Source organism: Burkholderia sp. 22313 (assembly GCF_052045245.1).
Classification (GTDB): Bacteria; Pseudomonadota; Gammaproteobacteria; order Burkholderiales; family Burkholderiaceae; genus Burkholderia.
In genome coordinates, this window is record NZ_JBQEON010000028.1 from 77,495 (window position 1) to 103,813 (window position 26,319).

The 26,319-nt window shown below is 69.1% G+C and carries 28 protein-coding genes; 20 read left to right on the forward strand and 8 right to left on the reverse strand.

Translation table 11 applies throughout. The annotated features are described in order from the left end of the window. Positions 1-42: 42 nt before the first annotated feature. The gene (locus ACTJKF_RS22180) at positions 43-666 is read right to left on the reverse strand and encodes an RBBP9/YdeN family alpha/beta hydrolase (protein ID WP_440626130.1); all 624 of its coding nucleotides are present in this window, start codon (positions 664-666) and stop codon (positions 43-45) included. Positions 667-925: 259 nt separating this feature from the next. Here ACTJKF_RS22180 and ACTJKF_RS22185 point away from each other — a divergent pair, with 259 nt between their 5' ends. From ACTJKF_RS22185 to ACTJKF_RS22205, 5 genes are read left to right on the forward strand one after another with little or no spacing between them, the layout of a single operon-like run. Then, a complete protein-coding gene (locus tag ACTJKF_RS22185; RefSeq protein ID WP_440626132.1) occupies positions 926-1,363 on the forward strand; it encodes a VOC family protein in 438 nt (145 codons plus the stop codon). 4 nt (positions 1,364-1,367) lie between these two features. Further along, positions 1,368-2,309, forward strand: a complete 942-nt coding sequence (locus ACTJKF_RS22190; protein ID WP_440626133.1) for a 2-hydroxyacid dehydrogenase — start codon at positions 1,368-1,370, stop codon at positions 2,307-2,309. A 30-nt stretch (positions 2,310-2,339) separates the two neighbouring features. Further along, positions 2,340-3,272 (forward strand): hydroxymethylglutaryl-CoA lyase, encoded by a 933-nt coding sequence (locus ACTJKF_RS22195; RefSeq protein ID WP_440626135.1) that lies wholly within the window; start codon positions 2,340-2,342, stop codon positions 3,270-3,272. Positions 3,273-3,294: 22 nt separating this feature from the next. Beyond that, on the forward strand, positions 3,295-3,801 hold the full coding sequence (locus ACTJKF_RS22200) for a YbaK/EbsC family protein (protein ID WP_440626137.1): 507 nt from the start codon (positions 3,295-3,297) through the stop codon (positions 3,799-3,801). Continuing rightward, entirely contained in the window at positions 3,798-4,004 is a 207-nt protein-coding gene (locus ACTJKF_RS22205) for a DUF1289 domain-containing protein (RefSeq protein ID WP_440626138.1), read from the forward strand. Before ACTJKF_RS22200 ends, ACTJKF_RS22205 begins: the two co-directional genes overlap by 4 nt. Positions 4,005-4,213: 209 nt before the next feature. Here ACTJKF_RS22205 and ACTJKF_RS22210 read toward each other — a convergent pair whose 3' ends face one another. Beyond that, the gene (locus tag ACTJKF_RS22210; protein WP_440626140.1) at positions 4,214-5,116 is read right to left on the reverse strand and encodes a DMT family transporter; all 903 of its coding nucleotides are present in this window, start codon (positions 5,114-5,116) and stop codon (positions 4,214-4,216) included. Between the two features lie 113 nt (positions 5,117-5,229). On the opposite strand from ACTJKF_RS22210, the gene ACTJKF_RS22215 reads away from it, so the two are divergent. After that, positions 5,230-5,721, forward strand: a complete 492-nt coding sequence (locus ACTJKF_RS22215) for an Lrp/AsnC family transcriptional regulator (protein ID WP_440626142.1) — start codon at positions 5,230-5,232, stop codon at positions 5,719-5,721. A gap of 71 nt (positions 5,722-5,792) precedes the next feature. On the opposite strand, the gene ACTJKF_RS22220 is transcribed toward ACTJKF_RS22215, so the two are convergent. Continuing rightward, the gene (locus tag ACTJKF_RS22220; protein ID WP_440626143.1) at positions 5,793-6,689 is read right to left on the reverse strand and encodes an alpha/beta fold hydrolase; all 897 of its coding nucleotides are present in this window, start codon (positions 6,687-6,689) and stop codon (positions 5,793-5,795) included. A gap of 276 nt (positions 6,690-6,965) precedes the next feature. Here ACTJKF_RS22220 and ACTJKF_RS22225 point away from each other — a divergent pair, with 276 nt between their 5' ends. After that, positions 6,966-7,925: an NAD(P)H-dependent flavin oxidoreductase gene (locus ACTJKF_RS22225; protein ID WP_440626145.1), complete on the forward strand. Its 960-nt coding sequence runs from the start codon at positions 6,966-6,968 to the stop codon at positions 7,923-7,925. A 122-nt stretch (positions 7,926-8,047) separates the two neighbouring features. Here the strand turns inward: ACTJKF_RS22225 and ACTJKF_RS22230 are convergent, their stop codons facing one another. The 3 genes from ACTJKF_RS22230 to ACTJKF_RS22240 all read right to left on the reverse strand — a co-directional run bounded on the left by ACTJKF_RS22230 (position 8,048) and on the right by ACTJKF_RS22240 (position 11,121). Continuing rightward, the gene (locus tag ACTJKF_RS22230; protein ID WP_440626147.1) at positions 8,048-9,007 is read right to left on the reverse strand and encodes a LysR family transcriptional regulator; all 960 of its coding nucleotides are present in this window, start codon (positions 9,005-9,007) and stop codon (positions 8,048-8,050) included. 174 nt (positions 9,008-9,181) lie between these two features. Then, on the reverse strand, positions 9,182-10,258 hold the full coding sequence (locus ACTJKF_RS22235; protein ID WP_440626149.1) for a porin: 1,077 nt from the start codon (positions 10,256-10,258) through the stop codon (positions 9,182-9,184). Positions 10,259-10,626: 368 nt separating this feature from the next. Continuing rightward, positions 10,627-11,121, reverse strand: a complete 495-nt coding sequence (locus ACTJKF_RS22240; protein WP_440626187.1) for a peptide-binding protein — start codon at positions 11,119-11,121, stop codon at positions 10,627-10,629. A gap of 343 nt (positions 11,122-11,464) precedes the next feature. Here ACTJKF_RS22240 and ACTJKF_RS22245 point away from each other — a divergent pair, with 343 nt between their 5' ends. From ACTJKF_RS22245 to ACTJKF_RS22270, 6 genes are all read left to right on the forward strand, one after another. Next, complete coding sequence (locus ACTJKF_RS22245) at positions 11,465-12,508, forward strand: bile acid:sodium symporter family protein (protein ID WP_440626151.1); 1,044 nt, start codon at positions 11,465-11,467, stop codon at positions 12,506-12,508. A 152-nt stretch (positions 12,509-12,660) separates the two neighbouring features. Further along, on the forward strand, positions 12,661-14,499 hold the full coding sequence (locus ACTJKF_RS22250; protein WP_440626153.1) for an EAL domain-containing protein: 1,839 nt from the start codon (positions 12,661-12,663) through the stop codon (positions 14,497-14,499). A gap of 365 nt (positions 14,500-14,864) precedes the next feature. After that, the gene (locus ACTJKF_RS22255; protein WP_440626154.1) at positions 14,865-15,884 is read left to right on the forward strand and encodes a LacI family DNA-binding transcriptional regulator; all 1,020 of its coding nucleotides are present in this window, start codon (positions 14,865-14,867) and stop codon (positions 15,882-15,884) included. Then, positions 15,881-17,161, forward strand: a complete 1,281-nt coding sequence (locus tag ACTJKF_RS22260; RefSeq protein ID WP_440626156.1) for an AGE family epimerase/isomerase — start codon at positions 15,881-15,883, stop codon at positions 17,159-17,161. Before ACTJKF_RS22255 ends, ACTJKF_RS22260 begins: the two co-directional genes overlap by 4 nt. After that, complete coding sequence (locus ACTJKF_RS22265) at positions 17,158-18,066, forward strand: carbohydrate kinase family protein (RefSeq protein WP_440626158.1); 909 nt, start codon at positions 17,158-17,160, stop codon at positions 18,064-18,066. The genes ACTJKF_RS22260 and ACTJKF_RS22265 overlap by 4 nt, the downstream gene beginning before the upstream one ends. 108 nt (positions 18,067-18,174) lie before the next feature. Next, on the forward strand, positions 18,175-18,396 hold the full coding sequence (locus ACTJKF_RS22270) for a hypothetical protein (RefSeq protein WP_060110715.1): 222 nt from the start codon (positions 18,175-18,177) through the stop codon (positions 18,394-18,396). Between the two features lie 85 nt (positions 18,397-18,481). Here ACTJKF_RS22270 and ACTJKF_RS22275 read toward each other — a convergent pair whose 3' ends face one another. Together ACTJKF_RS22275 and ACTJKF_RS22280 are read right to left on the reverse strand one after the other, a co-directional pair. Continuing rightward, complete coding sequence (locus ACTJKF_RS22275; protein ID WP_175970794.1) at positions 18,482-18,676, reverse strand: DUF2905 domain-containing protein; 195 nt, start codon at positions 18,674-18,676, stop codon at positions 18,482-18,484. Between the two features lie 12 nt (positions 18,677-18,688). Next, positions 18,689-19,879 (reverse strand): class I SAM-dependent methyltransferase, encoded by a 1,191-nt coding sequence (locus ACTJKF_RS22280; RefSeq protein ID WP_440626161.1) that lies wholly within the window; start codon positions 19,877-19,879, stop codon positions 18,689-18,691. Positions 19,880-19,892: 13 nt separating this feature from the next. On the opposite strand from ACTJKF_RS22280, the gene ACTJKF_RS22285 reads away from it, so the two are divergent. The 7 genes from ACTJKF_RS22285 (at position 19,893) to ACTJKF_RS22315 (ending at position 26,306) form a co-directional block, all read left to right on the forward strand. Then, on the forward strand, positions 19,893-20,636 hold the full coding sequence (locus tag ACTJKF_RS22285) for an SDR family oxidoreductase (RefSeq protein ID WP_440626163.1): 744 nt from the start codon (positions 19,893-19,895) through the stop codon (positions 20,634-20,636). Positions 20,637-20,715: 79 nt separating this feature from the next. After that, positions 20,716-21,120 carry a dihydroneopterin aldolase gene (locus ACTJKF_RS22290; RefSeq protein ID WP_440626165.1) on the forward strand — a complete coding sequence of 135 codons (405 nt, stop codon included), beginning with the start codon at positions 20,716-20,718 and terminating at the stop codon, positions 21,118-21,120. After that, positions 21,117-22,121 (forward strand): tRNA 2-thiocytidine(32) synthetase TtcA, encoded by a 1,005-nt coding sequence (ttcA, locus tag ACTJKF_RS22295; protein WP_440626167.1) that lies wholly within the window; start codon positions 21,117-21,119, stop codon positions 22,119-22,121. Before ACTJKF_RS22290 ends, ttcA begins: the two co-directional genes overlap by 4 nt. A gap of 133 nt (positions 22,122-22,254) precedes the next feature. Next, a complete protein-coding gene (gene glmU, locus ACTJKF_RS22300) occupies positions 22,255-23,616 on the forward strand; it encodes a bifunctional UDP-N-acetylglucosamine diphosphorylase/glucosamine-1-phosphate N-acetyltransferase GlmU (protein ID WP_440626168.1) in 1,362 nt (453 codons plus the stop codon). A gap of 54 nt (positions 23,617-23,670) precedes the next feature. After that, a complete protein-coding gene (glmS, locus tag ACTJKF_RS22305; RefSeq protein ID WP_440626170.1) occupies positions 23,671-25,488 on the forward strand; it encodes a glutamine--fructose-6-phosphate transaminase (isomerizing) in 1,818 nt (605 codons plus the stop codon). Between the two features lie 139 nt (positions 25,489-25,627). After that, positions 25,628-25,993: a type II toxin-antitoxin system RelE/ParE family toxin gene (locus ACTJKF_RS22310; protein ID WP_440626172.1), complete on the forward strand. Its 366-nt coding sequence runs from the start codon at positions 25,628-25,630 to the stop codon at positions 25,991-25,993. Beyond that, the gene (locus ACTJKF_RS22315; protein ID WP_440626174.1) at positions 25,986-26,306 is read left to right on the forward strand and encodes a helix-turn-helix domain-containing protein; all 321 of its coding nucleotides are present in this window, start codon (positions 25,986-25,988) and stop codon (positions 26,304-26,306) included. Before ACTJKF_RS22310 ends, ACTJKF_RS22315 begins: the two co-directional genes overlap by 8 nt. Positions 26,307-26,319: the final 13 nt, after the last annotated feature.

Here is a 26,319-nt window from a genome sequence, read left to right on the forward strand (position 1 = left end):
GACGGTGCGCGGCATCCGCCGCGCGGCGCGTGCCCGCGAGTGTCAGATCGCGTGCGCCAGCGCGCGGTCGACGCGCGCGGCGTCGAAGCCGTCGTCCGCCTCGCGAAAGCGCAGCGGCGCCGCGCAATGCACCAGCGTGTCGATGAAGTACTTCGCGCGCGGCCAGGGCCCGAAGCCGGCCGCGGTGTTGATGTGCCCGGCGTCGCCGAGATTGACGAACGCGCTGCCGAGCCGCTGCGCGAGCGTGCGTGAGTCGGCGAGCGACATCCACGGATCGCTTTCGCTGCCGATCACGATCGACGGCACCGCGAGCCGGCGCGCGTCGAACGCCCCGGCGAACGTGAATTTCCTCGGACTGGCCGGTGCGACGAGCAGCACGCCTGCCACCTCGGCCGCGTGCGGCCATTGCAGGAGCGCATGCGCGGCCGCGAGGCAGCCGAAGCTGTGCGCGGCCAGCACGAACGGGCCACGCTCGCGCTCGAGCAGCGCGCGCACGGACTGGGCCCAGCCCGCGAGGTCGGGCGCATCCCAATCGGCCTGCTCGACCCGCAGCGAACGCGGAAACTGCCGCTCCAGCCAGGTCTGCCAGTGGGCGCCTTCGCTGCCGTGCAGGCCCGGAACGGTCACGAGCCGCGGCGGCCACGCCGATTTGTTGCATGCGCGCATGATTGCCCTCGCTTGGCTTTGCTTGGAGACGAGGTTCGATTGTGGCGCGCCGCGCCCGGCGGCCGAACCAATATTTTGTGCTTTGCTTTTCCGCGGGACGGCCACCGAGGGGACGGCCACCGGGACCCTCCCGGTGCGAGCTGGCCGGCTTGCGGCGGCGCAACGCGCCGCGAAACCGTAGAATGTGGGCTTCCCGCTTGCCATGCATCGGATCGAACCGGGCGCCGCCGCGCCGGTTCCGATCGACAGGAGACGCCCGATGTCCGCTACGCCCGCCGGCGCGCTGCGCCCGTTCCATCTCGCCTTCCCCGTGTCGAGCCTCAGCGGCGCGCGCGCGTTCTACGGCGACCTGCTCGGCTGCCCCGAGGGCCGCAGCTCCGACCACTGGGTCGATTTCGACTTCTTCGGCCACCAGCTCGTCGCGCACCTCGCACCGGACGAAACCGGCGCGAGCGCGGTGAACCCGGTCGACGGCGACGACGTGCCGGTGCGCCATTTCGGCGTCGTGCTGTCGATGGACGAATGGCATGCGCTCGCCGACAAACTCAAGGCCGCCAACACGCGCTTCGTGATCGAGCCGCATATCCGCTTCAAGGGCGAGGTCGGCGAGCAGGCGACGATGTTCTTCCTCGATCCGTGCGGCAACGCGCTCGAATTCAAGGCATTCGCCGACATCGGCCAGCTGTTCGCGAAGTAAGCGCATGAAGATCCTGTTCTACTCGCCGCAGCAGGACGCCGGCGCATGGCGCGACGCGATCGCGCGGGCCTTGCCCGAGGCGGCGTTGCGCGCGTGGCAGCCGGGCGACACGGCCGCCGCCGACTACGCGCTCGTGTGGCGCGCGCCGCGCGAGCTGTTCGCGCCGCGCGACGGCCTGCGCGCGATCTTCAACCTCGGCGCGGGCGTCGACGCGTTGCTCGCGCTCGATCGCGCCCATCCCGGCACGCTGCCGCGCGACGTGCCGCTGGTGCGCCTCGAGGATTCGGGCATGGCGCGGCAGATGATCGAATACGTGACGCACGCGGTGCTGCGCTACCTGCGCCGCTTCGACGAATACGAAGCGCTGCAGCGCGAGCGCCGCTGGCAGGTGCTCGAGCCGCATTCGCGCGCGCGTTTCACCGTCGCCGTGCTCGGCCTCGGCGTGCTCGGCGCGCAGGTCGCGCAGGCGCTCGCGGCGCTCGGCCTGCCGGTGCGCGGCTACAGCCGCAGCGCGAAGCAGCTCGACGGGATCGCGACCTTCGCCGGCGACGGCGCGTTCGACGCGTGCGTCGACGGCGCGAAGGTGCTCGTGAACCTGCTGCCGAGCACGCGCGATACCGACGGGATCCTGTGCGCGCGCACCTTCGCACGGCTCGCGCCCGGCGCGTACGTGGTGAACGTCGCACGCGGCGCGCATCTCGTCGAAGCCGACCTGCTCGACGCGCTCGCGAGCGGCCAGGTCGCCGCCGCGACGCTCGACGTGTTCCAGCACGAGCCGCTGCCGGTCGACCATCCGTTCTGGCACGCGCCGCGCATCACGATCACGCCGCACAGTTCGGCCGAGACGCTGCGCGACGAAGCCGTCGAGCAGATCGCCGGCAAGATCCGCGCGTTCGAGCGCGGCGAGCGCGTCGGCGGCATCGTCGACTACACACGCGGCTACTGAATTCCGCTCCATACCAAACCGGAGACAACCATGACCTTCCCCACCGCCGTCAAGATCGTCGAAGTCGGCCCGCGCGACGGGCTGCAGAACGAAAAGACCTTCGTGCCGACCGACGTGAAGATCGCGCTCGTCGATCGCCTGTCGCGCGCCGGCTTCCGCAATGTCGAGGCCGCGTCGTTCGTGTCGCCGAAATGGGTGCCGCAGATGGCCGACGGCGCCGACGTGATGGCCGGCATCGAGCGGCGCGCGGGCACCGTGTATTCGGTGCTCACGCCGAACCTGAAGGGCTTCGAGAACGCGCTCGCCGCCCGCGCGGACGAAGTGGTGATCTTCGGCGCGGCGAGCGAGGCCTTCTCGCAGCGGAACATCAACTGCAGCATCGCGGAAAGCATCGCGCGCTTCGAGCCGGTCGCGAAGGCCGCGAAGGACGCCGGGCTGCGGCTGCGCGGCAGCGTGTCGTGCACGCTCGGCTGCCCGTACCAGGGCGAGGTGCCGGTCGCGTCGGTCGTCGACGTCGTCGAACGCTTCGCCGCGCTCGGCTGCGACGAGATCGACATCGCCGACACGATCGGCGTCGGCACGCCGAAGCGCACGCGCGAAGTGCTCGCGGCCGTCACGCGCGTGTTCCCGCGCGAACGGCTGTCGGGCCACTTCCACGACACCTACGGCCAGGCGCTCGCGAACATCTACGCGGCGCTGTTCGAAGGGATCGAGATCTTCCACGCATCGGTGGCCGGCCTCGGCGGCTGCCCGTACGCGAAGGGCGCGACCGGCAACGTCGCGACCGAGGACGTGCTGTACCTGCTGCAGGGCCTCGGCATCGACACCGGCATCGATCTCGCGCAGGTGGTCGCCGCCGGCGACTTCATCTCCAACGCGATCGGCCGCACGAACGTGTCGCGCGCCGGTCGCGCGCTGCTCGCGAAGGCGCAAAGCGCGGCCGACGCGCCGAGCTGCGTCTGACCCCGACCTACACGGATTCCCCATGACGACACCCACTTCATTCGACGCCCTCCCCGATTCCGCGCGACGCGTCGCGCTGCTGCTGCGCGAACGCGGGCATGCGAAAGGGATCGTGATGCTCGCCGAAACCGGCAAGACCTCCGCCGAGGCGGCGGCCGGGCTCGGCTGCTCGGTCGCGCAGATCGCGAAGTCGATTCTGTTCCGCCGTGAATCGGACGGCCTGCCGGTGCTCGTCGTCGCGAGCGGCGTCAACCGCGTCGACGAGAAGAAAGTCGCCGCGCAAGTCGGCGCGGTCGGCCGCGCCGATGCGAAATTCGTGCGTGACAACACCGGCTACGCGATCGGCGGCGTCTGCCCGATCGGCCATCTGGTCGATCCGGTCACGCTGATCGACGCCGACCTGCTCGCGCTCGACAGCCTGTGGGCGGCCGCCGGCCATCCGCACGCGGTGTTCAACCTGTCGCCGCAGGAGCTCGTGTCGCTGACGGGTGCGCCCGTCGCCGACGTCGCGCTGCGGAACGACGCATGAGCGACGTGCCGGTCACGGTCGGCACGGTTGCATCGCCGTGCACCGACGTCTGCCGGATCGATCCGCGCACCGACTGGTGCGCGGGCTGCCTGCGCACACGCGACGAGATCAAGGGATGGCGTGCGTCGGACGACGATGCGAGGCGCGAGTTGCTCGCGCGGCTCGATGCGCGGCGGCGCCTGCTCGCCCGGAGCGGCGCATAAAAAAATGCCGTTCGGCCTGTCTTGGCGAACGGCATGAGATCGGAATCCTGTGAACGTGATCAACGTCACAGCCCGCATCATACGAGCGACGCCGCAGCGTCGCATCGGGTGTTTCCCTACAACTTCTTACGGCGTGTCTCGAGCGCAATCCGCGTGCCCGGCTGCAGCGCGGGCAGGCGTTGGCGGCAAGCCGAACGCACGCCTCTTTCTCAGTTGCCGACCGCCGCGCGACGCGCGGGCACGAGACGCCAGCCGAGGTTCACGCCGGCCGCGGCGAGCAGGATCAGCAGCGCGCCGAGCACCTGCGTCCACGCGAGCGTCTGCCCGAACGCGACGCGATCGACGATGATCGCGACGACCGGATAGACGAACGACAGCGCGCCCGTCATCGCGACCGGCAGCTTCTGGATCGCGCCGTACAGCAGCACGTACATCACGCCCGTGTTGACGACGCCGAGCACGACGAGATCGAGCCACTGCGCGGCCGTCGCGGGCAACGTGCCGAACTGCGCGAACGGCGCGAGCAGCACGATGCCGAGGCCGGCCTGCAGCAGCGCGAGCAGATGCGGCGGCGTGCCTTTCAGGTGCTTCGTGACGATCGACGACACCGCGTACAGGAAGGCCGCGCCGAGCGACAGCGCGACGCCTTCGAGATATTCGCCGGGCACCGCGAGCACGGCCGGTTCGACGCGCACCACGCACACGAGCCCGATGAATGCGAGCGCGAGCCACGCGATCGTCGACGCGCTGACCTTTTCGCGGAACACGATCGCGCCGAGCGCGACCAGCATGAACGGCTGGGTGTTGTAGACGGCGGTGGCCATCGAGATCGATGCGCGCGAATAGGCGGCGAACAGCAGCAGCCAGTTCGCGACGATCGCGACGCTGCCGAGTGTCGCGAGCGCGAGCATGCGCGGCGAGAACAGCGCGCGGCGCAGCAAGCCGAGCGCCGCGCAGACGATCGCGAGCGTCGCGGCGCCGAACAGGCAGCGGAAGAACACGACATTGGTGAGCGGTTGCCGCGACGACATCACGAGCCAGCCGATCATGCCGGACATCACCATCGCGACGACCATCTCGGCGGCGCCGCGGCGGATTTCGTTCGAGGCCATCATGGACTCCGTTCGACGAGAGGGGATGACTTCGATTCTAGAAACTTGCCTTCCGTGCATCCACGGCTAAACTGAAGTGAAACCGCCGATTCACCTTCGAAAGCAAAGCGATCATGTCGAAACGCCTTCCTCCACCCGCCGTCGCGTCACTGGACGCGACCGACCGCGCGATCCTCACGGCGCTCGCCGAGGATGCGCGCATCGCCACCAGCGAACTGGCGCGGCAGATCGGGCTGTCCGCGCCCGCGACCGCCGACCGCGTGCGGCGGCTCGAGGCGCAGGGCGTGATCGCGGGCTTCACGGTCGAGCTCGATCCGCGCGCGCTCGGTTACACGCTGCAGGCGATCGTGCGCGTGAAGCCGCTGCCGGGGCAGTTGCATCTCGTCGAGGACGTGCTGCGGCGGATTCCGGAATTCGTCGAATGCGACAAGGTGACCGGCGAGGACTGCTTCATCTGCCGGCTCTACCTGCGCACGATCGAGCACCTCGACGACATCCTGTCAAAGGTGACGGAGCGCGCGGAAACCAGCACGGCGATCGTGAAATCGACGCCGGTGCCGCGCCGCCTGCCGCCGCTCATCGAAGACGACGCCGCGCGCCGCTGACCATCAGGCCCCCGCCAGCGACGCCCGTCGACGCCCCTCGACGCGCGGCACGCGCCGCGCAACCCGCTCGCTTACGCGGCCGCGTCGCGCGCCTCGAAGAACGCGAGCAGTTCGTCGATCAGCGCGACGGGCGCCTCCTCCGGAATGTAGTGCCCGCAATCGAGCGCGCGGCCGCCGACGTCGCGCGCGACGCGCCGCCATTCCTCGAGCGGATCGAAGCAGCGGCCGACGATCCCGCGCTCGCCCCACAGCACGCGCAGCGGACACGCGACCTTGTTGCCGCGCTCGAGATCCGCGCGATCGTGGTCGAGATCGATCGTCGCCGACGCGCGATAGTCCTCGCACATCGCATGCACGGCGCCCGGCTGCGCGAGCGCGGCGCGATACGCGGCGAGCGCGGCCGGCGCGAACGGGGCAAGCCCGGCGGAGCGGTTGCCCATCACGCGCTCGATGTACGCATCGGTGCGGCCTTCGATCAGCGTTTCGGGCAGCGGCGCCGGCTGGATCAGGAAGAACCAGTGGAAGTACGCGGTGGCGAACGCACGGTCGGTTTGCTCGTACATCGCGAGCGTCGGCGCGATATCGAGCAGCATCATCCGCTCGACGGCCGCCGGATGGTCGAGCGCGAGCCGGTGCGCGACGCGCGCGCCGCGATCGTGCGCGCACACATGGAATTGCTCGAAGCCGAAATGCCGCATCACGGCGACCTGATCGGCGGCCATCGCACGTTTCGAATACGGCGCGTGCAACGCGTCGCTCGGCGGCCTGCCCGATGCGCCGTAGCCGCGCAGGTCGGTCGCGATCACCGTGAAGTGATTCGCGAGCGTCGCGGCGACGCGATGCCAGATCATGTGAGTCTGCGGATGGCCGTGCAGCAGCAGAAGCGGCGGCCCCGCGCCTCCTTTGACACCGAAGATGTCGGTGTCCTGCACCGTCACGCGAAACGGTGCAAACGCGTCGAACGACATGGTTGTTTCTCGTTGGTTTGTTATGGCGGCTATTGTAGGAGCGCCCGGCCGATCGCTGCGCTCGGCAGATGCCCGAATACCTAGAAAGAGAACACTCACTCGATTGTCGCGACGCCGCCCGCTTTGCTAAGCTCGCGTAGAATCGCACGACCGTTCGTATTGATATGAACCTGCTCCGCACCGCTACACTCGAAGCATGGTTCGACCGTCAAGCATGATGCCGGCATCGGCGCGATCGCGCCGCGTCCGGCCGCCCCTCGAGACTGGAGACATCACATGGCATTGCCCGCCGTCCTGCAGAACCTGACGCTGCCCGTCATCGCGTCGCCGATGTTCATCGTCAGCTACCCCGAACTCGTGCTCGCGCAATGCAAGGCGGGTATCGTCGGATCATTCCCCGCGCTCAATGCCCGTCCGGCCGAACTGCTCGACGCGTGGCTCACGCAGATCCAGTCCGAGCTCGCCGACCACCGGGCGAAGCACCCGGACGCGGTCATCGGCCCGATCGCGGTCAACCAGATCGTCCATCAGTCGAACGTACGGCTCGAGCATGACGTGCGCGTGTGCGTCGAGCACAAGGTGCCGATCTTCATCACGAGCCTGCGCGCGCCGGCGCGCGAGATCATCGACGCGGTGCACAGCTACGGCGGCATCGTGCTGCACGACGTGATCAACCTGCGCCACGCGCAGAAGGCGCTCGAAGCCGGGGTCGACGGGCTGATCCTCGTCGCGGCCGGTGCCGGCGGCCATGCGGGCACGACGTCGCCGTTCGCGCTCGTCGGCGAAGTGCGCAAGATGTTCGACGGCCCGATCGTGCTGTCCGGCGCGATCGCGAACGGCGGCTCGATCCTCGCCGCGCAGGCGATGGGCGCCGATTTCGCGTACATGGGCACGCGTTTCATCGCGACGCAGGAAGCGCACGCGGTCGAGGACTACAAGCGCGCGATCGTCAACGCGAAATCGTCGGACATCATCTATACGAACCTCTTCACCGGCGTGCACGGCAACTACATCCGCGAGAGCATCGAGAAAGCCGGCCTCGATCCGGAGGCGCTGCCGGAATCGGACAAGTCGAAGATGAATTTCGGCGGCGACAAGGCGAAGGCGTGGAAGGACATCTGGGGTGCCGGCCAGGGCGTCGGCCTGATGGACGACCTGCCGAGCGTCGGCGCGCTCGTCGAGCGGCTCAAGCGCGAGTACGACGACGCGAAGGCGCGGCTCGGCATCGCCCGCTGACGCACGGCAAGCGACGGCGGGGCGGGCCCGCCGCGCATGACGTCCGACCCGACAAAAAAAAGCGCGAACCGCAACGGCTCGCGCTTTTTTCATGTCCGCACGCACGCGTGCCGACGGGGCGCTCAGGCGCGCTTGACCCGCGTGATCGGCAGCACGCGCAGGCGCGACTCGATCGACGGGCACAGCGACTGCCCTTCGAAACGCGCGGCGAGGAAGTCGACGAACGAACGCACCTTCGCGGACACGTGACGGCGGCTCGCGTACACCGCATAGATCGGCGCCTCGTGCGGCGGCACCGAATCGAGCAGCACCGGCACGAGCCGGCCCGATTCGAGATCGTCGCCGACCACCTCGGTGCCGAGCAGCGCAATGCCCGCGCCCGCGAGCACGGCCGCGCGCAGCCCCTCGAGATGGTTCACGATCAGGTTGCCGTTCAGGTTCACGCGCGACGCGGCGGCCGCTTCGATCACCAGCGAATCGAGCATCGTCGAATTCGAATCGCGGCGCAGATAGTTGTGGTGCGCGAGATCGCCGATCGTCTGGGGGGTGCCGTGCTTCTCGAGATACGCGGGCGACGCGACCAGCATGATGTGCGCGGTCGCGATCTGCCGCGCGACCAGCGACGACGATTTCAGTCCGTTCGGCGCCGCGCGCACCGCGACGTCGTAGCCTTCCTCGATCAGGTCGACCACGCGATCGGACAGCGTCATGTCGACGGTCACGTCCGGGAACCGGCCCGCGTAATCGGTGACGGCCTGCATCACGTGGCGCAAGCCGAACGCGGACAGCGACGTCACGCGCAGGCGGCCCTGCGGCACGACGCTCGCGGCGCCGACCGCCTGTCCGGCTTCGTCGAGTTCCGACAGCGCCTGCACGAGGCGCTCATAGTATTCACGTCCCGCCTCGGTCGGCGCGACACGTCGGGTCGTGCGATGCAGCAGCCGCGCGCCGAGCTGCTGCTCGAGATGCATCACGTGCTTGCTCGCCATCGCGGCCGACATCTGCATGCGCTCCGCCGCGCCGACGAAGCTGCCCACTTCGACGACGTAGCGAAACACATTCATGCTGACGAGGGTATCCATCGAACTAGCTCGCAATTCCTGGGAATCATGCAATTACGAGATAGGGTAACAAAGGCGAGGCAAGAAGAAGGTCAACAAAGGCAAAACGGCGTCGCGGGGTGCGACGCCGTTTCGGGCGGAAAACCGGCAGCCAGGACGCGCGGGCGCGGCTCGCGCGCCCTGCGAACCCGTTCGTCAGAACTTCGCGCGGATGCCTGCGCCGAACGTGTTGCCGCTCGACAGGCCGCTGATGTGGTCGTTCATGTATGCGGCGTAGACGTCGGTGCGCTTGGACAGCGGATAGTCGTAGCCGACGGCCCAGGTCTGGCGCGTCTGGTCGAGGCCGCCCGCGTCGCGTGAATACGCGTACGACGCCATCGCGTTGCCGACGCCGAGCGGCACCGACACGCCGCCCTGCGCGGTGTTCACGTGCCAGCTGCCCGCGACCTGGTCGTTCTTCGTATACATATACTGGCCGAACAGCTTCACGTACTTCAGGTCGTAGGTCGCGCCGACCAGGCCGATGCCCTGGCTCTTCATGCCGGTCACGAGCGAGCTCAGGTCCTGCGGGCCGTTGTTGAAGTTCACGTACTGGTAGACGGCGGTCGCCGCGAACGGGCCGTTCGCGTAGTTGAACTGCGCGCTCCACTTCTTCGAACGGTTGTCGCCGGCCGTGTTGCCGAGCGCGTACATCGCCGCGAAATTCAGGCCCCCGAACGAAGGCGACGTATACGACAGCGCGTTGTTCCAGCCGGAATCGCCGACCGCGCCCTGGTCGCTCGGGTAGGTCGGGAACGTGCCGAGGCCGAGGAACACGTGGTACACCATCGGCGAGAAGGTGTACGAGTCATAGAACGGGTTGAACAGGATCGTCGACAGGAACAGGTGCGTCGTCAGGCGGCCTGCCGTCACCGTGCCGTACGGCGAGCTGACACCGACGTACGCGTTGCGCGCGAAGAACGTATCGCCCTGGAAGCGGCCGAACTGGCCGTTCTGTGCGCGGAAGAAGCTCTCCATCGTGAAGATCGCCTTGTAGCCGCCGCCGAGATCTTCCGCGCCGTGCAGGCCCCAGTACGACGTCGACATCCCGCCGCCCGACACGTTCCATGCGCGATCGCCGCCCGGGAACTTGGTTGCGCCGATCCATTCGTCGACCTGACCGTAGAGCGAGACGCTCGATTGCGCGTGGACGGGTGCGGTTGCCGCCACGCAGGCGGCCGCGGCGATCAGCTTGACGGACGTGCGCGACGCACGGCGAGCGAATGCTTTCATGGGATCTCCAGGTTTTGTCGAATGGTCGATAAGTGGCGCGAGCGTTGTTGTTTGGAGCCGATTGCTTGCGTCGTATGGGGCGCAGCCATCTTTACGGATCATTTGTCCGGTCAAAATTGCGCGGACTTATTGCGGGTATAGCGGCGGCATTAACTTTCGCGGATTCGACCCGTGACCGGGCGCTCGCCAGCGGTCCCGCGCGGCGCTGGCACGCGACGGGACGGCCGCGGGCGGGCGCGGGCCGGGGCGCGAAAGATAGCGCAATGCGGCGGGAAAATCAGCGGAAATGTGCGCGCGACTGTGGCGAATTCGCATCACGGCCGGCGGGGGGACGAACGCGCGGAGCGCTCAACGCGCGCGCGGCGCGCTCAGTTTCGGTAGAACGGGGAGAAAAACGGGGAGTGGCCGGGTTCTTCCTGCGCGCGGGGCGGCGGCAGCGGACGGCCGCCGCGCTCCTCGTTGTAGCGCGCGACATCGGCGCGAATCGAGCCGGCACGCAGCGGCACGTTGCCGCCGCCCGGCGGGCGCGGCATCTGGCGCGAGTCGGCGCTGATCGGGCGATACGGGCTCTGCGCGGCGTAATGGCCATACGACGGCGTCGGCCGCAGCCCCCAGCGGGAGCCGTAGCCGCTCACGCCGCCGGCACGCGCGCCGCCGGGCGGCAGCGCCCGGCGCCAGACCTGGGCGTTGCCGGAAGGCTGGCCGTACGCACGCATGTCGCCGCCGCCGAAACCGTGACCGAAGCCGTGACCGCCGAACGCCTGACCGCCGTGCGGCGGTTGCGCAAGCGCGAGCGGCACCAGCAGCGCGCCGAGCACGCCTGCCACCCATCGTCCGACCTTCCGTTTCACCCGTTCCGTCATCATTCAGTGCCTGTTGCCGCTCGCCCCGGCCGTTTCCGGCCGACGCAAGCCTTTCAGCAGTAATTTATGAGCGGTCCGAAACGGTGTCGAGCCAAAAAGTGTTAGGTCGCCGGCATCGGTGTAACACCATGTTACTGCTAGGTTTTTTCACTTCGGGGCGCAATCGCGGCAGAACATTCTTCTGCCGGTTTGCGCGTCGGCGGGCGTCCGCGAGCGTTCGCCGGTGCATGCAATCGATTCATCAATTGATTCACATAATGAATTTGTGTATTGAATGACCAACCGGGACAATGTCGGCATTCTCGCGCGAGGTGCGCGCCCGCTGTTTCCAAATGAGTTCCCGATGGCCCGTCCCCGTTTCCTTCCCGACAACTTCACGCTCGCGCTCGTCGGCACCGTCGTGCTCGCGAGCCTGCTGCCGTGCCGCGGCCCGGCCGCCCATGCGTTCAACTGGGCGACCAACATCGCCGTCGGCCTGTTGTTCTTCCTGCACGGCGCCAAGCTGTCGCGCGAAGCCGTCGTCGCGGGCGCGACCCACTGGCGGCTGCACGCGGTCGTGCTGCTCAGCACGTTCGCGCTGTTCCCGCTGCTCGGCCTCGCGCTGAAGCCGGTGCTGCAGCCGCTCGTCACGCCGACGCTCTATGCCGGCGTGCTCTTTCTGTGCACGCTGCCGTCGACGGTCCAGTCGTCGATTGCGTTCACGTCGATCGCGAAGGGCAACGTGCCGGCCGCCGTGTGCGCGGCGTCCGCGTCGAGCCTGCTCGGGATCTTCGTGACGCCGGCGCTCGTCGGGCTGATGATCACCTCGCAGTCGGCCGCGGCCGCGTCGCCGTGGAGCACCGTCGGCAGCATCGTGATGCAGCTGCTCGTGCCGTTCATCGCCGGCCAGTTGCTGCGGCCCGCGATCGGCGGCTGGATCGACCGCAATCGCGGCGTGCTGCGCTTCGTCGACCAGGGCTCGATCCTGCTCGTGGTCTACGTCGCGTTCAGCGAGGCCGTGAACCAGGGGCTGTGGCACCAGATTCCGGCGCGCGCGCTCGGCGGCCTGCTGGTCGTCAACATCGTGCTGCTCGTGATCGCGCTGGTGCTGACCACGGTCGTCGGCAAGCGGCTCGGCTTCAACCGGGCCGACCAGATCACCATCATTTTCTGCGGATCGAAGAAGAGCCTCGCGGCCGGCGTGCCGATGGCGAAGGTGATTTTCTCCGCGCAGGCGGTCGGCGCGATCGTGCTGCCGCTGATGCTGTTCCACCAGATTCAGCTGATGGCGTGCGCGGCGCTCGCGCAGCGCTGGGGAGCGCGCGACACGAGCGGCGAGCACGACGGCGAAAACGCGTCGGCCGGCGCGGCGCGCCCGCAAGGTGCGCTGAACGCGGGCAAGCGCTGACGCGGCAGGACGCGGCCTCACCACCACCACCACCCCAACCTCGGCGCGCTGCCCGCACCAACAACGGGCATCGCGTCACGAAATCTTCATTCAATTCCCAGCGTGCGCTGCCGTTAAAGTCGAGCGTCCCGTCGCTTCGGCCGCCCTCGTTCATGCCCGCGCCTCATCCCGATTCATCCGCCGCCCCCACCACGCGCCTGATCGCGGAGCGCGCGCTCGCCGCGGTGTTCCAGCCGATCGTCGACCTCGGGTCGGGCACGGTCGTCGGTTACGAAGGCCTGATCCGCGGCCCGCGCGGCACCGACCTCGAGACGCCGGCCGCGCTGTTCGCGCAGGCCGCCCGCGACGGCGCGACCGTCGCGCTCGAACAGGCAGCCGCACTCGCGTGCCTCGACGCGTTCGTCGCCCTCGGCTGCGACGGCAAGCTGTTCCTCAACTTCAGCGCGGGCACGATCCTGCAGCTCGCGCGCGAACGCGAGCGCGCACGGCAGCTGCTCGGCCGCGCGCAGGTCGACACCGGGCGCATCGTGATCGAGCTGACCGAGCAGACCGCGATGCCGGACGTCGCGCGCCTCGGGCCGGCCGTCGCGTCGTTGCGCGACGCGGGCATCCAGTTCGCGCTCGACGACTACGGCACCGCGAACGCGAGCATGAACCTGTGGTTGCGCCTGCATCCGGACGTCGTGAAGATCGACCGCTTCTTCATCCACGACATCGCACGCGACCCGCTGAAATTCGAGGCGGTCAGGGCGATGCAGCACTTCGCGCACGCGAGCGGCGCGCAACTGATCGCGGAAGGGATCGAGAACGAGTGCGACCTGATCGTCGTGCGCGACATGGGCATCTGCTGCGTGCAGGGCTTCCTGCTCGGCCGGCCGAACGCTCAACCGTCGCGGGTCGTCGAGCCGGCCGCGCGCGACGCGATCCGCACCCCGCACATCGCGGTGTTCCCCGGCGCGACCCGCACCGGGCGGCCGGCCGGCACGATCGCCGCGAAGATGCTCGTCCCCGCGCCCGCGCTGCCGCTCGACGCGACCAGCAACGATGTGCTCGCGCTGTTCAACCGGATGCCGGGCCTGCACGCGGTCGCGCTCGTCGAACGCGGGCGGCCGGTCGCGCTCGTGAACCGGCGCGGCTTCATCGATCGCTTCACGCTGCCCTACCACCGCGAGGTGTTCGGGAAGAAACCGTGCCTGCAGTTCGCGAACGATACGCCGCTGATGATCGACAACGCGACGACCGTCGAGCAGCTCGCGTTGCTGCTCGCGAGCCACGACCAGCGCTATCTCGCGGACGGCTTCGTGATCACCGAGCACGGCCGCTATGTGGGGCTCGGCACCGGCGAGAGCCTCGTGCGCGCGGTGACCGAGATGCGCATCGAGGCCGCGCGCTACGCGAATCCGCTGACGTTCCTGCCCGGCAACATCCCGATCAGCGCGCATATCGACCGGCTGCTCGAGCGCGATGCCGGCTTCCACGCGTGCTACGTCGACCTGAACCAGTTCAAGCCGTTCAACGACCAGTACGGCTACTGGCAGGGCGACGAAGTGCTGAAGTTCGCGGCGACGGTGCTGGCCGGCGTATGCGATCCGCAGCGCGACTTTCTCGGGCATGTCGGCGGCGACGATTTCCTCGTGCTGTTCCAGCGCGACGACTGGCGCACGCGCGCGGCCGACGCGATCGCGCGCTTCAACGACGGCGCGCGGCGCTTCTACACGCAGGCCGACCGGCAGGCCGGCGGCCTGCGCGGCGAGGACCGCCACGGCAACCCCGCGTTCTTCGGCTTCGTGACGATGGCGATCGGCGCGGTCGGGGTGCCGGCCGGCGCGAATGGCGCGATGCGCTACGGCAGCGACGAGATCGCGTCGGTCGCGGCGCTCGCGAAGCGGCGCGCGAAGCAGCAGCCGGACGGACTCGCGGTCGTCGATCTCGACGCGGGCCGCGCGGCGCTGCGCGAGCGCGGCGAGCCGCCGCACGCGGCGGCGGGCTGAACGGCGGCCAGCCGCTTGCCGCCCGCGGGTTGCCGGCCGCAGACGGGCGGCAGCCGGCTGCCCGAACCGCGGGGCGGGTGTCGCACGCCCCGGCTCCCGCTTCCCGGCGGCGGCCTGCCCTGCCTCCGGCCCGGTTGCACCGAACCGCCGACCGCACGTGACGCGCCGCCTCCCGGCCCTCGCCCGATTCCGCATGATCACCTTGCCTTTTCCGCGTTTTGTTTAGTATTTTTAGTAACGGCGTTTTTGCAGATTAGCGCCTAAAACCCCGTTATTTCCGGGTATTCCCCGGTTATCCGGCCCGAATTAGGCACCGCGTTTTACTATACAATCGCCATTACCCTAAACAAACCGGACCCCGAACGATGGGCACCACCATTCGCGACGTGGCGCGAGCGGCAGCGGTCTCGATCGGCACCGTCTCCCGCGCGCTGAAAAACCAGCCGGGCCTGTCCGAGGCCACGCGCGCGCGGATCGTCGAAATCGCGCAGCAGCTCGGCTACGACCCGGCCCAGTTGCGGCCGCGCATCCGCCGGCTCACCTTCCTGCTGCACCGCCAGCACAACCGCTTTCCCGCCAGCCCGTTCTTCTCGCACGTGCTGCACGGCGTCGAGGACGCGTGCCGCGAGCGCGGCATCGTGCCGACGCTGCTCACGGTCGGCCCGAACGACGACGTGCTGCGCCAGATGCGCCCGCACGCACCCGACGCGATCGCGGTGGCCGGCTTCATCGAGCCGGAGACGATCGAGGCGCTCGCCGCGACCGGCCGGCCGCTGGTGCTGATCGACCTGTGGGCGCCGGGCCTGCGCTCGGTCAACATCGACAACGCGACGGGCGCGGCGCTCGCCATGCGCCACCTGCTCGCCACCGGCCGCTCGCGGATCGCGTTCATCGGCGGCCCCGGCGCGCACTACAGCATCGCGCAGCGCGCGATCGGCTACCGGCGCGCGTTCTTCGAGGCCGGACGGCTGTTCGATCCCGCCTATGAAGTGACGATCGACGCCGGGCTCGACCCCGACACCGGCGCCGCGCGCGCGATGCAGCAGCTGCTCGACGCGCCGGGCCCGCGCCCGGACGCCGTGTTCGCGTACAACGACGCCGCCGCGCTGGCCGCGCAGCGCGTGTGCATCGCGCGCGGCGTGCGGATTCCGGACGACATCGCGATCGTCGGCTTCGACGACATCCCGGCCGCCGCGCACGCGAATCCGCCGCTCACGACGCTCGCGGTCGACAAGGAAGCGCTCGGCCGCCGCGGCGTCGAGCTGCTGCTCGCCGACGCACCCGAGCGCACCGAGATCTCCCTGCCCGTCGAGCTGATCGTGCGGGCCAGCAGCCAGCCCGCCGGCTCACCGGCACTCGATACCGCCACGGTCCAAGAATCATGAACATGCCTCCGGTCCACCCCCGCGCGGCCGCGCCGGCCGCCCACGCGCAAACGGCACCGTTCGTCGCGAACTTCCGCGATCCGTCGTTCCTGCTGTCGCACGTCGAGGACACGCTGCGCTTCTACGCGGCGAACGCGTTCGACCCGACGGGCGGCTTCTACCACTACTTCCGCGACGACGGCAGCCTCTACAACCGCACGTCGCGGCATCTGGTGAGCAGTTGCCGGTTCGTCTTCAACTACGCGATGGCGTACCGGCATTTCGGCGATCCGCGCCATCTCGACTACGCACGCCACGGGCTGCGATTCCTGCGCGACGCGCACTGGGACGGCGACCTGCAGGGCTACGACTGGGAACTCGACTGGCGTGACGGCGGCAAGCGCGCGACGCTCGACGGCACGCGCCACTGCTACGGGCTCGCGTTCGTGCTGCTGGCCGCCGCGCACGCGACGATGGCCGGCATCGACGAAGCGCGCGCGCTGATCGCCTCGACCTACGAGCTCGCCGAACACCGCTTCTGGGATGCGGCCGCGGGCCTCTACGCGGACGACGCGACGCCGAACTGGAACGTGTCGACGTACCGCGGCCAGAACGCGAACATGCACATGACGGAAGCGCTGCTCGCGGCCTACGAGGCGACCGGCCACGTCACCTATCTCGATCGCGCGGAAAAGCTCGCGACCCACGTCACGCAGCGCCAGGCCGCGCTGTCGGGCGGGCTCGTGTGGGAGCACTACCATGCGGACTGGTCGGTCGACTGGGACTACAACAAGGAGGACAGCTCGAACATCTTCCGTCCGTGGGGCTTCCAGCCCGGGCACCAGACCGAGTGGGCGAAGCTGCTGCTGATCCTGGAGCGGCACCGCCCGCTCGACTGGCTCGTGCCGCGCGCGGCCGAGCTGTTCGACGCGGCGCTCACGCATGCGTGGGACGCCGATCACGGCGGCCTCTGCTACGGCTTCGGCCCCGACTTCACGATCTGCGACCACAACAAGTATTTCTGGGTGCAGGCGGAAACCTTCGCGGCGGCCGCGATGCTCGGCGCGCGCACCGGCGCCGAGCGCTTCTGGGACTGGTACGACGAGATCTGGCGCTACAGCTGGGCGCATTTCGTCGATCACCGCTACGGCGCGTGGTACCGGATCCTCACCTGCGACAACCGCAAGTACAGCGACGAGAAGAGCCCGGCCGGCAAGACCGACTATCACACGATGGGCGCGTGCTACGACGTGCTCGCGACCCTCGCGCGCGCGGCGCGCAGCGAGCCGACGCAATGAGCGGCGGCACCTTTCCGGCTTTCGTGTCGGCGGGCGACATCCTGACCGACATGGTGCGCGCCGGCGACGCACAGTGGACCTCGGTGCCGGGCGGCGCCGGCTGGAACGTCGCGCGCGCGGTCGCGCGGCTCGGCGTGCCGAGCGCGCTCGCGGGCGCGATCGGCGAGGACTGCTTCTCCGACGTGCTGTGGCGCACGAGCGAGGCCGCCGGGCTCGATCTGCGCTTCCTGCAGCGCGTGCCGCGTGCGCCGCTGCTCGCGATCGTCCACGAGACGCGGCCGCCCGCATACTTCTTCATCGGCGATGCGAGCGCCGATCTCGCCTTCGATCCGGCGCGGCTGCCGGCCGGCTGGGCCGCTCACGTGCAATGGGCGCATTTCGGCTGCATCAGCCTGGTGCGCGAACCCCTCGCCGGGACGCTCGTCGCGCTCGCGGCCGACCTGCACGCGCGCGGCGTGAAGATCAGCTTCGATCCGAACTACCGGAACCTGATGACGGCCGCGTACCGGCCGACGCTCGCGAAGATGGCCGCGCTCGCCGACCTGATCAAGGTGTCCGACGAGGACCTGCGCCACCTGTTCGGCGGCGACGGCCCCGCTGCGGTCGCGGCGGTGCGCGCGTTGAATCCGGATGCGGCCGTGCTCGTCACGCGCGGCGCGCAGGCGGCGACGCTCTACGCGGACGGCGACGTGCTCGAGGCCAGCCCGCCGAAGGTCGAGGTGGTCGACACCGTCGGCGCGGGCGACGCGTCGATCGGCGGCCTGCTGTTCAGCCTGATGGCCGCGCCGCAGCGGTCGTGGCGCGAGCACCTTGCCTTCGCGCTCGCGGCGGGCGCCGCCGCCTGCCGCCACACGGGCGCGCATGCGCCGACGCTCGACGAGGTCGTCGCGCTGCTCGAACGGTGACGGGAGGGTGACCGGATGATGACGGCGCGCTGATCGGTCGCCGATTCGCGACGCTGTACATGCTGCGCCGCAGTGCTACGATGAAGTGTCCTTTTGCGGGAGAGCACGATGGACACGAACACGTTCACGAAAGGCATCTACACGGCCAAGGCCCATACGCAGCACGCGGGCAACGGGCAGTTCCAGGGCTACGTGATCCTCGCCAGGGACGACGGCGACGAGACGGAGAACATGCGCTACGACGTCCACACGACGAGCCCGAGCGAGGAGGAAGCGTTCGACGAGGCGAAGGCGCTCGCGCACCGGATCCTCGGCGAGATCGAACTGTAATGCGCGAACTGTAATGCGCGCACGGCCCCGCGCCAAACCATCCTGCGCGCGCCGCGGCCCACCCGCGACGCGCCGCCGCTTCAGGCTAGAGCAGCCGCGCCGCCATCGACACCAGCATCGTCAGCACCAGCGTCGACATGAACGGGAACGGGTAACGCCGCCCGCCGAGCGTCAGCGTGACGTCGCCCGGCATCCGCCCGATACCGAGCTTGCCGAGCCACGGCCAGCAGCGCGTCAGGATCATCACCGCGACGAACGACGCCATCAGCCAGCGCAGCATCCCGGGCTCCCGTCAGAGCGCGTGCGAGCGGTCGCCGCGCGCGAACGCGTCGAGCGTGCCGTCGATGCCGCGCGAGAACGCGATCACCTTGAACAGCTCGCCCATCTCGGCTTCCGAGATCAGCTTCTGCACCGCGTTCGCGGCCGGCAGGAACCGATGGAGGTCGGACGGATCGATCGCGGCGAGCGCATCGGTGATGCCCGCGTTCAACAGGAAGCGCGCCTGCGACGTGTAGCCGAGCAGATCCGCGCCGGTCGCGACGCCCGCATCGTAGATGCCGGTGAATTCGACGTGCGCGGTGATGTCCTGCAGGCCCGGGTACAGGAACGCGTCGTCGTGCGCGTGGTGGCGGTAGTGGCACATCAGCGTGCCGCGGTCGCGCTGCGGATGGTAGTACTCGTGCGCGGGAAAACCGTAGTCGACCAGCAGCACCGCGCCGCGCCCGAGCATCGTGCACACGGTGCGCGTGAACGCCAGCGCGGCTTCGTGCGTTTCGGTCACGTAGCCGTCGTCGACGTCGAGCGTCGCGAGCACCGGCGGCAGGCCGGCCGCGCCCGCGGGCCGGTCGTCGAACACGAACGCGTGCTGCGCGTCGAGCGCGACGCCGCGCTCCAGCCACGCGCCGCCCGCCTTCGCGAACAGGCGCACCGGCATCGCATCGAGCACCTCGTTGCCGACCACGACGCCGTCGAAGCGCTCGGGCAGCGCGTCGAGCCAGCGCACCTTCACGGCGAGCGCCGGTGCCGCCGCCGCGATCGTGTCGCGCTGCCGTTCGCGCAATTCGCCGGACAGGTCGACGATCAGGTATTCGTCGAGTTCGACGCCAAGCGCATCGAGCGCCGCGAGCAGCCCGGCCGCGAGCTTGCCCGTGCCCGCGCCGAATTCCATCACGCGGCGCGTGCCGCTCGCCGCGAGCGCGTCGGCGACGGGATTCGCGAGCGTCTGCGCGAACAGCGGCGACAGCTCGGGGGCCGTCACGAAATCGCTGCCGTCGTCGGCGCGGCGGCCGAACTTGCGCGCGCCGCCGCTGTAATAGCCGAGGCCGGGCGCATACAGCGCGCGCTCCATGAAGCGGTCGAATGGCAGCCAGCCACCGGCCGCCGCGAGCTCGTCGCGCAATTGAGCGGCGAGGGTTTCGGACTGCGCAAGCGCGTCAGGGCCGGGAGCAGGTAAACTAGCGGGTTCGTGAGCTTTCGGGTTCATCCCGGCATTGTAAATGACCGTTTCAGCCGATACGTCGCCCCCGCGCATCGCGCTCGTCGCAGGCGCGCTGGGCAGCGCGGCCGACGCCGCGTCGCTCGGCCGTGCGCTCGCGACCGCGTTCGCGCGGCGCGGCTGGGACCTCGCGCTGCAGCGCAGCCCCGGCACGCCGCGCGCGGCCGGCGATGCGCTCGTCGCCGAAGTTGCCGCACTGGGCCGCCGCGCGGCCGTGTTCGACGCCGATCTGGCCCTGGAAACCGACGCGGCCGCGCTCGTCGCCGCGTGCGGCGAAGCGCTCGGCCGGCCGGCCTGCGTGGTGTTCGCGAGCGCCTGCGCCGGCACCGACGACGCGCACACGGTGGACGGCGCGTCGCTCGCTGCCGCACTCGCACGCAACGTGACGGCGCCGCTCGCGCTGGCCCGCGCGCTCGCCGATGCGACGCCCGACGCCGCGCGCGACGACGAATCGCTGCGCGCGTGCGCGATCCACGTGCTGGACCAGGCCCTGTTTCACCCGGCGCCGGCGCAGCTGTCGCACGCGCTGATGCAGGCCGCGCTGAACCGCGCGACTTCCGCGCTGGCGCTGGCCCTCGCGCCGAAGGTGCGGGTCGCGGCGCTGGTGCGCGGCCATGCGCCGCACGCGGACGACATCGCGGCGGCGGCCTGCTATCTCGCGAGCGCGCCCGGCGTCACGGGCGCGACGCTGACCGTCGACGGCGGCGAGCACCTGGTGCCGCCCGCCGCCGGCCCGAATGAATGAACTGCGCGGATCGCGCGGCCCGATGGGCCGCCGCCCGCGCCGCTTTGCGTGCGCGCACGCCAATTTGACTGGAACGACCATGTTTTCCGCTCTCCTGCACCCCCGCCTCGCGGACTGCCGCAGGCTCTACCTGCGCGACTACGAGGTGCACATCAACATCGGGGCCTTCGAACACGAGAAGCGCGGCGAGCAGCGCGTCGTCATCAACGTCGACCTGTTCGTGCCGCTCGCCCAGTCGACCCCCGTCGACGACCGGCTGCACGAAGTCGTCGACTACGACCTGATGAAGCAGAGCGTCGCGCAGTGCCTGTCGCGCGGCCACATCCACCTGCAGGAAACGCTGTGCGACGCGATCGCCGCGAACCTGCTGGCGCACGACGCCGTGCGCGCGGTACGAGTCCGTACCGAGAAACCGGACGCCTATCCGGACTGCGACGCCGTCGGCGTCGAAGTCTTTCGCATCAAGGACGAGGAGCGCGCATGAACGCCCCCCACATGAATGACACGGCAGCCGATGGCGCCGCCATCGACGCCACCGTCGCCACCGTCGCCGACACCGGCCGCCGCGCGCTGACGCGCCGCGAGCAGAAGGAAGCGTACGAGAACAACAAGCTGTTCAAGCGGATCGTGCGCCAGGTCGGCCAGGCGATCGGCGACTACAACATGATCGAGCAGGGCGACAAGGTGATGGTGTGCCTGTCGGGCGGCAAGGACAGCTACGCGATGCTCGACGTGCTGCTGCGCCTGCGCGAGCGCGCGCCGATCGACTTCGACATCGTCGCGGTCAACCTCGACCAGAAGCAGCCGGGCTTCCCCGAGCACGTGCTGCCCGAGTACCTGACGCAGGTCGGCGTGCCGTTCCATATCGAGAACCAGGACACCTACAGCATCGTCAAGCGGCTGGTGCCCGAAGGCAAGACCACCTGCTCGCTGTGCTCGCGGCTGCGCCGCGGGATCCTGTACCGCGTGGCCGGCGAGCTCGGCGCGACCAAGATCGCGCTCGGCCACCACCGCGACGACATCCTGCAAACCTTGCTGCTCAACATGTTCTACGGCGGCAAGCTGAAGGGGATGCCGCCGAAGCTGCAGTCGGACGACGGCAAGAACGTCGTGATCCGCCCGCTCGCGTACGTGAAGGAAACCGATCTCGAGAAATTCGCGGCGCTGCGCGAATTCCCGATCATCCCGTGCAACCTGTGCGGCAGCCAGCCGAACCTGAAGCGCGCGGAAATGAAGGCGCTGATCCGCGAATGGGACAAGCGCTTCCCGGGCCGCGTCGACAACATGTTCAGCGCACTCTCGAACGTCGTGCCGTCGCACCTGATGGACACGGCCCAGTTCCCGTTCGCCTCGCTGCGCGCGTCGGGCGTTGCCGATCCGCAGGGCGACATCGCGTTCGACGAGGAGCCGTGCGCGTCCGGCGACGACCCAGCCGCGCCGGGCGCCGCCAGCCCGATCTCGATCGTCCAGTTCGACGACCTGTAAGCAGGGTCCGACCATCGCCGGAACGGGGCCGGGCGCGCCCCGTTCCGGCACTGTCGCCCCGCCGCGACAGGCCCGGAACGCCGGGGGCCGCATGCTAAAATGGACAGCTTCGAACTCCTCCGGCAAGCGCGCCATGAATATCGTGATTTTGGCGGCAGGCACCGGCAAGCGGATGCGTTCCGCGCTGCCGAAAGTGCTCCATCCCCTGGCCGGCAGGCCGCTCCTCTCCCACGTCATCGACACCGCGCGCACGCTGCAGCCGTCGCGGCTCGTCGTCGTCGTCGGTCATGGCGCCGAGCAGGTCCAGGCCGCCGTCGCCGCGCCTGACGTCCAGTTCGCGCTGCAGGCCGACCAGCTCGGCACCGGCCATGCGGTGCGCCAGGCGCTGCCGCTGCTCGATCCCGCGCAGCCGACGCTGGTGCTGTACGGCGACGTGCCGCTCACCCGGGCGTCGACGCTGCACCGTCTCGTCGATGCCGCGCGCGAAGGCCGCTACGGGATTCTGACCGTCACGCTCGACGATCCGACCGGTTACGGCCGCATCGTGCGCGACGCGTCCGGCTTCGTCACGCGCATCGTCGAGCAGAAGGATGCGTCGCCCGAGCAGTTGAAGATCGCCGAGATCAACACCGGCATCATCGTCACGCCCACGGCCCAGCTGTCGATGTGGCTCGGCGCGCTGAAGAACGAGAACGCGCAGGGCGAGTACTACCTGACCGACGTCGTCGAGCTCGCGATCGAGGCCGGCTTCGAGGTCGTCACGTCGCAGCCCGATGAAGCGTGGGAAACGCTCGGCGTGAACAGCAAGGCGCAGCTCGCGGAGCTCGAGCGCATCCATCAGCGCAACGTCGCCGATGCGCTGCTCGTCGACGGCGTCACGCTCGCCGATCCGGCGCGGCTCGACGTGCGCGGCACGCTCCGGTGCGGGCGCGACGTGTCGATCGACGTGAACTGCGTGTTCGAAGGCAGCGTGACGCTCGCCGACAACGTGACGATCGGCGCGAACTGCGTGATCCGCAATGCGTCGATCGGTGCGGGCACGCGCATCGACGCGTTCACGCACATCGACGGCGCCGAGCTCGGCGCGCACACCGTGATCGGCCCGTACGCGCGGCTGCGCCCCGGCGCGCAGCTGGCGGACGAAGCGCACGTCGGCAACTTCGTCGAGGTGAAGAACGCGGTGATCGGCCACGGCTCGAAGGCGAACCACCTGACCTACATCGGCGACGCCGACATCGGCGCACGCGTGAACATCGGCGCGGGCACGATCACCTGCAACTACGACGGCGCGAACAAGTTCCGCACCGTGATCGAGGACGACGTGTTCGTCGGCTCCGACACGCAGCTCGTCGCGCCGGTGCGCGTCGGCCGCGGCGTGACGATCGCGGCCGGCACGACGATCTGGAAGGACGTCGCCGAGGGCGTCCTTGCGTTGAACGAGAAGACGCAGACCGCGAAGAGCGGCTACGTCCGCCCGGTCAAGAAGAAGAGCTGAACCTTTTGCGGGCGCCCGGACGGCGCCCGCGTCGACTTACAGGATTGACCATTCATGTGCGGCATTGTCGGCGCAGTTGCGCAGCGTAATATCGTTCCGGTGCTGATCGAAGGATTGCGGCGCCTCGAATACCGTGGCTACGATTCGTGCGGCGTCGCCGTGCTCGAACCGGGCGCACCGAAGCGCGCACGCAGCGTCGCGCGGGTCGCCGATCTCGACGCGCAGGTGCGGGAATCGCACCTCGAAGGCACGACCGGCGTCGCGCACACGCGCTGGGCGACGCACGGCGCGCCCGTCACGCACAACGCGCACCCGATCTTCTCGTCGAACGCGCTCGCGCTGGTGCACAACGGCATCATCGAGAACTTCGAGACGCTGCGCGACGCGCTGCGCGCGAAGGGCTACGAATTCGTGTCGCAGACCGACACCGAAGTGATCGCGCACCTCGTGCACAGCCTGTATCGCGGCAACCTGTTCGACGCCGTGCGCGAAGCCGTGCAGCAGCTGCACGGCGCGTACGCGATCGCGGTCACGCACAAGGACGAGCCGCACACCGTCGTCGGCGCGCGCCAGGGTTCGCCGCTCGTCGTCGGTCACGGCGACGGCGAGAACTTCCTCGCCTCCGACGCGCTCGCACTCGCCGGCAGCACCGACCGCTTCACGTTCCTCGAGGAAGGCGACGTGTGCGAACTGTCGCTCGCCGGCGTGAAGATCGTCGACCGCCACGGCGCGCTCGCGCAGCGCGAGACCCGCGTCGTCAGCGCATACGGCGGCGCGGTCGAGCTGGGCCCGTATCGCCACTTCATGCAGAAGGAAATCTTCGAGCAGCCGCGCGCGATCGGCGACACGGTGCCGCAAACCGATGCATTCGACGCAACGCTGTTCGGCGCCGCGGCGCCCGCCGCGTTCGCGGACATCGACAGCCTGCTGATCCTCGCGTGCGGCACGAGCTACTACTCGGGCCTCACCGCGAAGTACTGGCTCGAATCGATCGCGAAGATCCCGACCCAGGTCGAGATCGCGAGCGAATACCGCTACCGCGAATCGGTGCCGAACCCGCGCCAGCTCGTGCTGGTGATCTCGCAGTCGGGCGAGACGGCCGACACGCTCGCCGCGCTCAAGCACGCGCAGTCGCTCGGCCATGCGCATACGCTCGCGGTGTGCAACGTCGCGACGAGCGCGATGGTGCGCCTCACCGAGATGCAGTTCCTGACGCACGCGGGCACCGAGATCGGCGTCGCGTCGACCAAGGCGTTCACGACCCAGCTCGTCGCGCTGTTCGTGCTGGCGGCGACGCTCGGCAAGCTGCGCGGGCACGTCGACGCCGCGCAGGAAGCGGAATTCCTCAAGCAGCTGCGCCACCTGCCGGCCGCGCTGAACAGCGTGCTCGCGCTCGAGCCGCAGATCATCGCGTGGTCGGAGGAATTCGCGCGCAAGGAAAACGCGCTGTTCCTCGGCCGCGGGCTGCACTACCCGATCGCGCTCGAAGGCGCGCTGAAGCTGAAGGAAATCTCGTACATCCACGCGGAAGCCTATCCGGCCGGCGAACTGAAGCACGGGCCGCTCGCGCTCGTCACGGAAGCGATGCCGGTCGTCACGGTCGCGCCGAACGACACGCTGCTCGAGAAGCTGAAGTCGAACATGCAGGAAGTGCGCGCGCGCGGCGGCGAGCTGTACGTGTTCGCCGACGCCGACACGCAGATCGTCAACGACGACGGCCTGCACGTGATCCGGATGCCGGAACACTACGGGCAGCTGTCGCCGATCCTGCACGTCGTGCCGCTGCAGCTGCTCGCGTATCACACCGCGTGCGCGCGCGGCACCGACGTCGACAAGCCGCGGAACCTCGCGAAGTCGGTGACGGTGGAGTAAAACCCGTCTCCCGGGAGGGCCGCCACCGGCCCTTCCAGGCTACGTCTCGACGCGGAGCAAGCCATTCAGGCCATTTGGCCAGGTCGAAATATGTACCACGTAGTGGTATATAATCCTGTGCTAACTCGACTGGCTCGACATGTCTGCTTCAGTACGACGCGTATTCAAGACGAAGTGGTTTCACAAGGCAGCGGGAAAGACGGGCATCGCCGATGGCGAACTGTGCCGCGCGGTGCGGGAGCTGGCCCGCGGTCAGGGCATCGATCTCGGCGGCAACGTCTGGAAGAAGCGCCTGAACGGGAATCGCCAGCGAGGCATCGTGCTGGGCAAGGTCGGGCATACGTGGGTGTTCGTGTTTCTGTTCGCGAAATGCGACCGCGACAACATCGACGCTCGCGAGTTGCGCGCCTTCAAAAAGCTCGCCGCGGATGTCGGTCGATGCACCGACGTCGACATCGCGACACTGGTTGCATTGAACGAGTGGGTGGAGATTTGCAATGGCTAAGAGCCGATTCAAGAGCGACGCGACGGAGGCGGTCCACAGCGCCGCGTCGGGCCTCTATCGCGCACAGCTGATCGACAAGAAGACGATGCGCGAATACGACGCGCTCTGCATCGAAGCCGCGCCGAAGTTCGATCCGGAAGCCATCGCCCGCATCCGCAAGTCGGTCAACGTGAGTCAGAGCGTGTTCGCGCTCTACCTGAACACGACGACGTCGACCGTGCGCCAGTGGGAACAGGGAGACAAGCGGCCGAGCGGTATCGCCGCGCGCATGCTGCAGATCGTCGAGAAGCACGGGCTCGAGGTGTTTTCGTGAGCCGCGTTCCCCG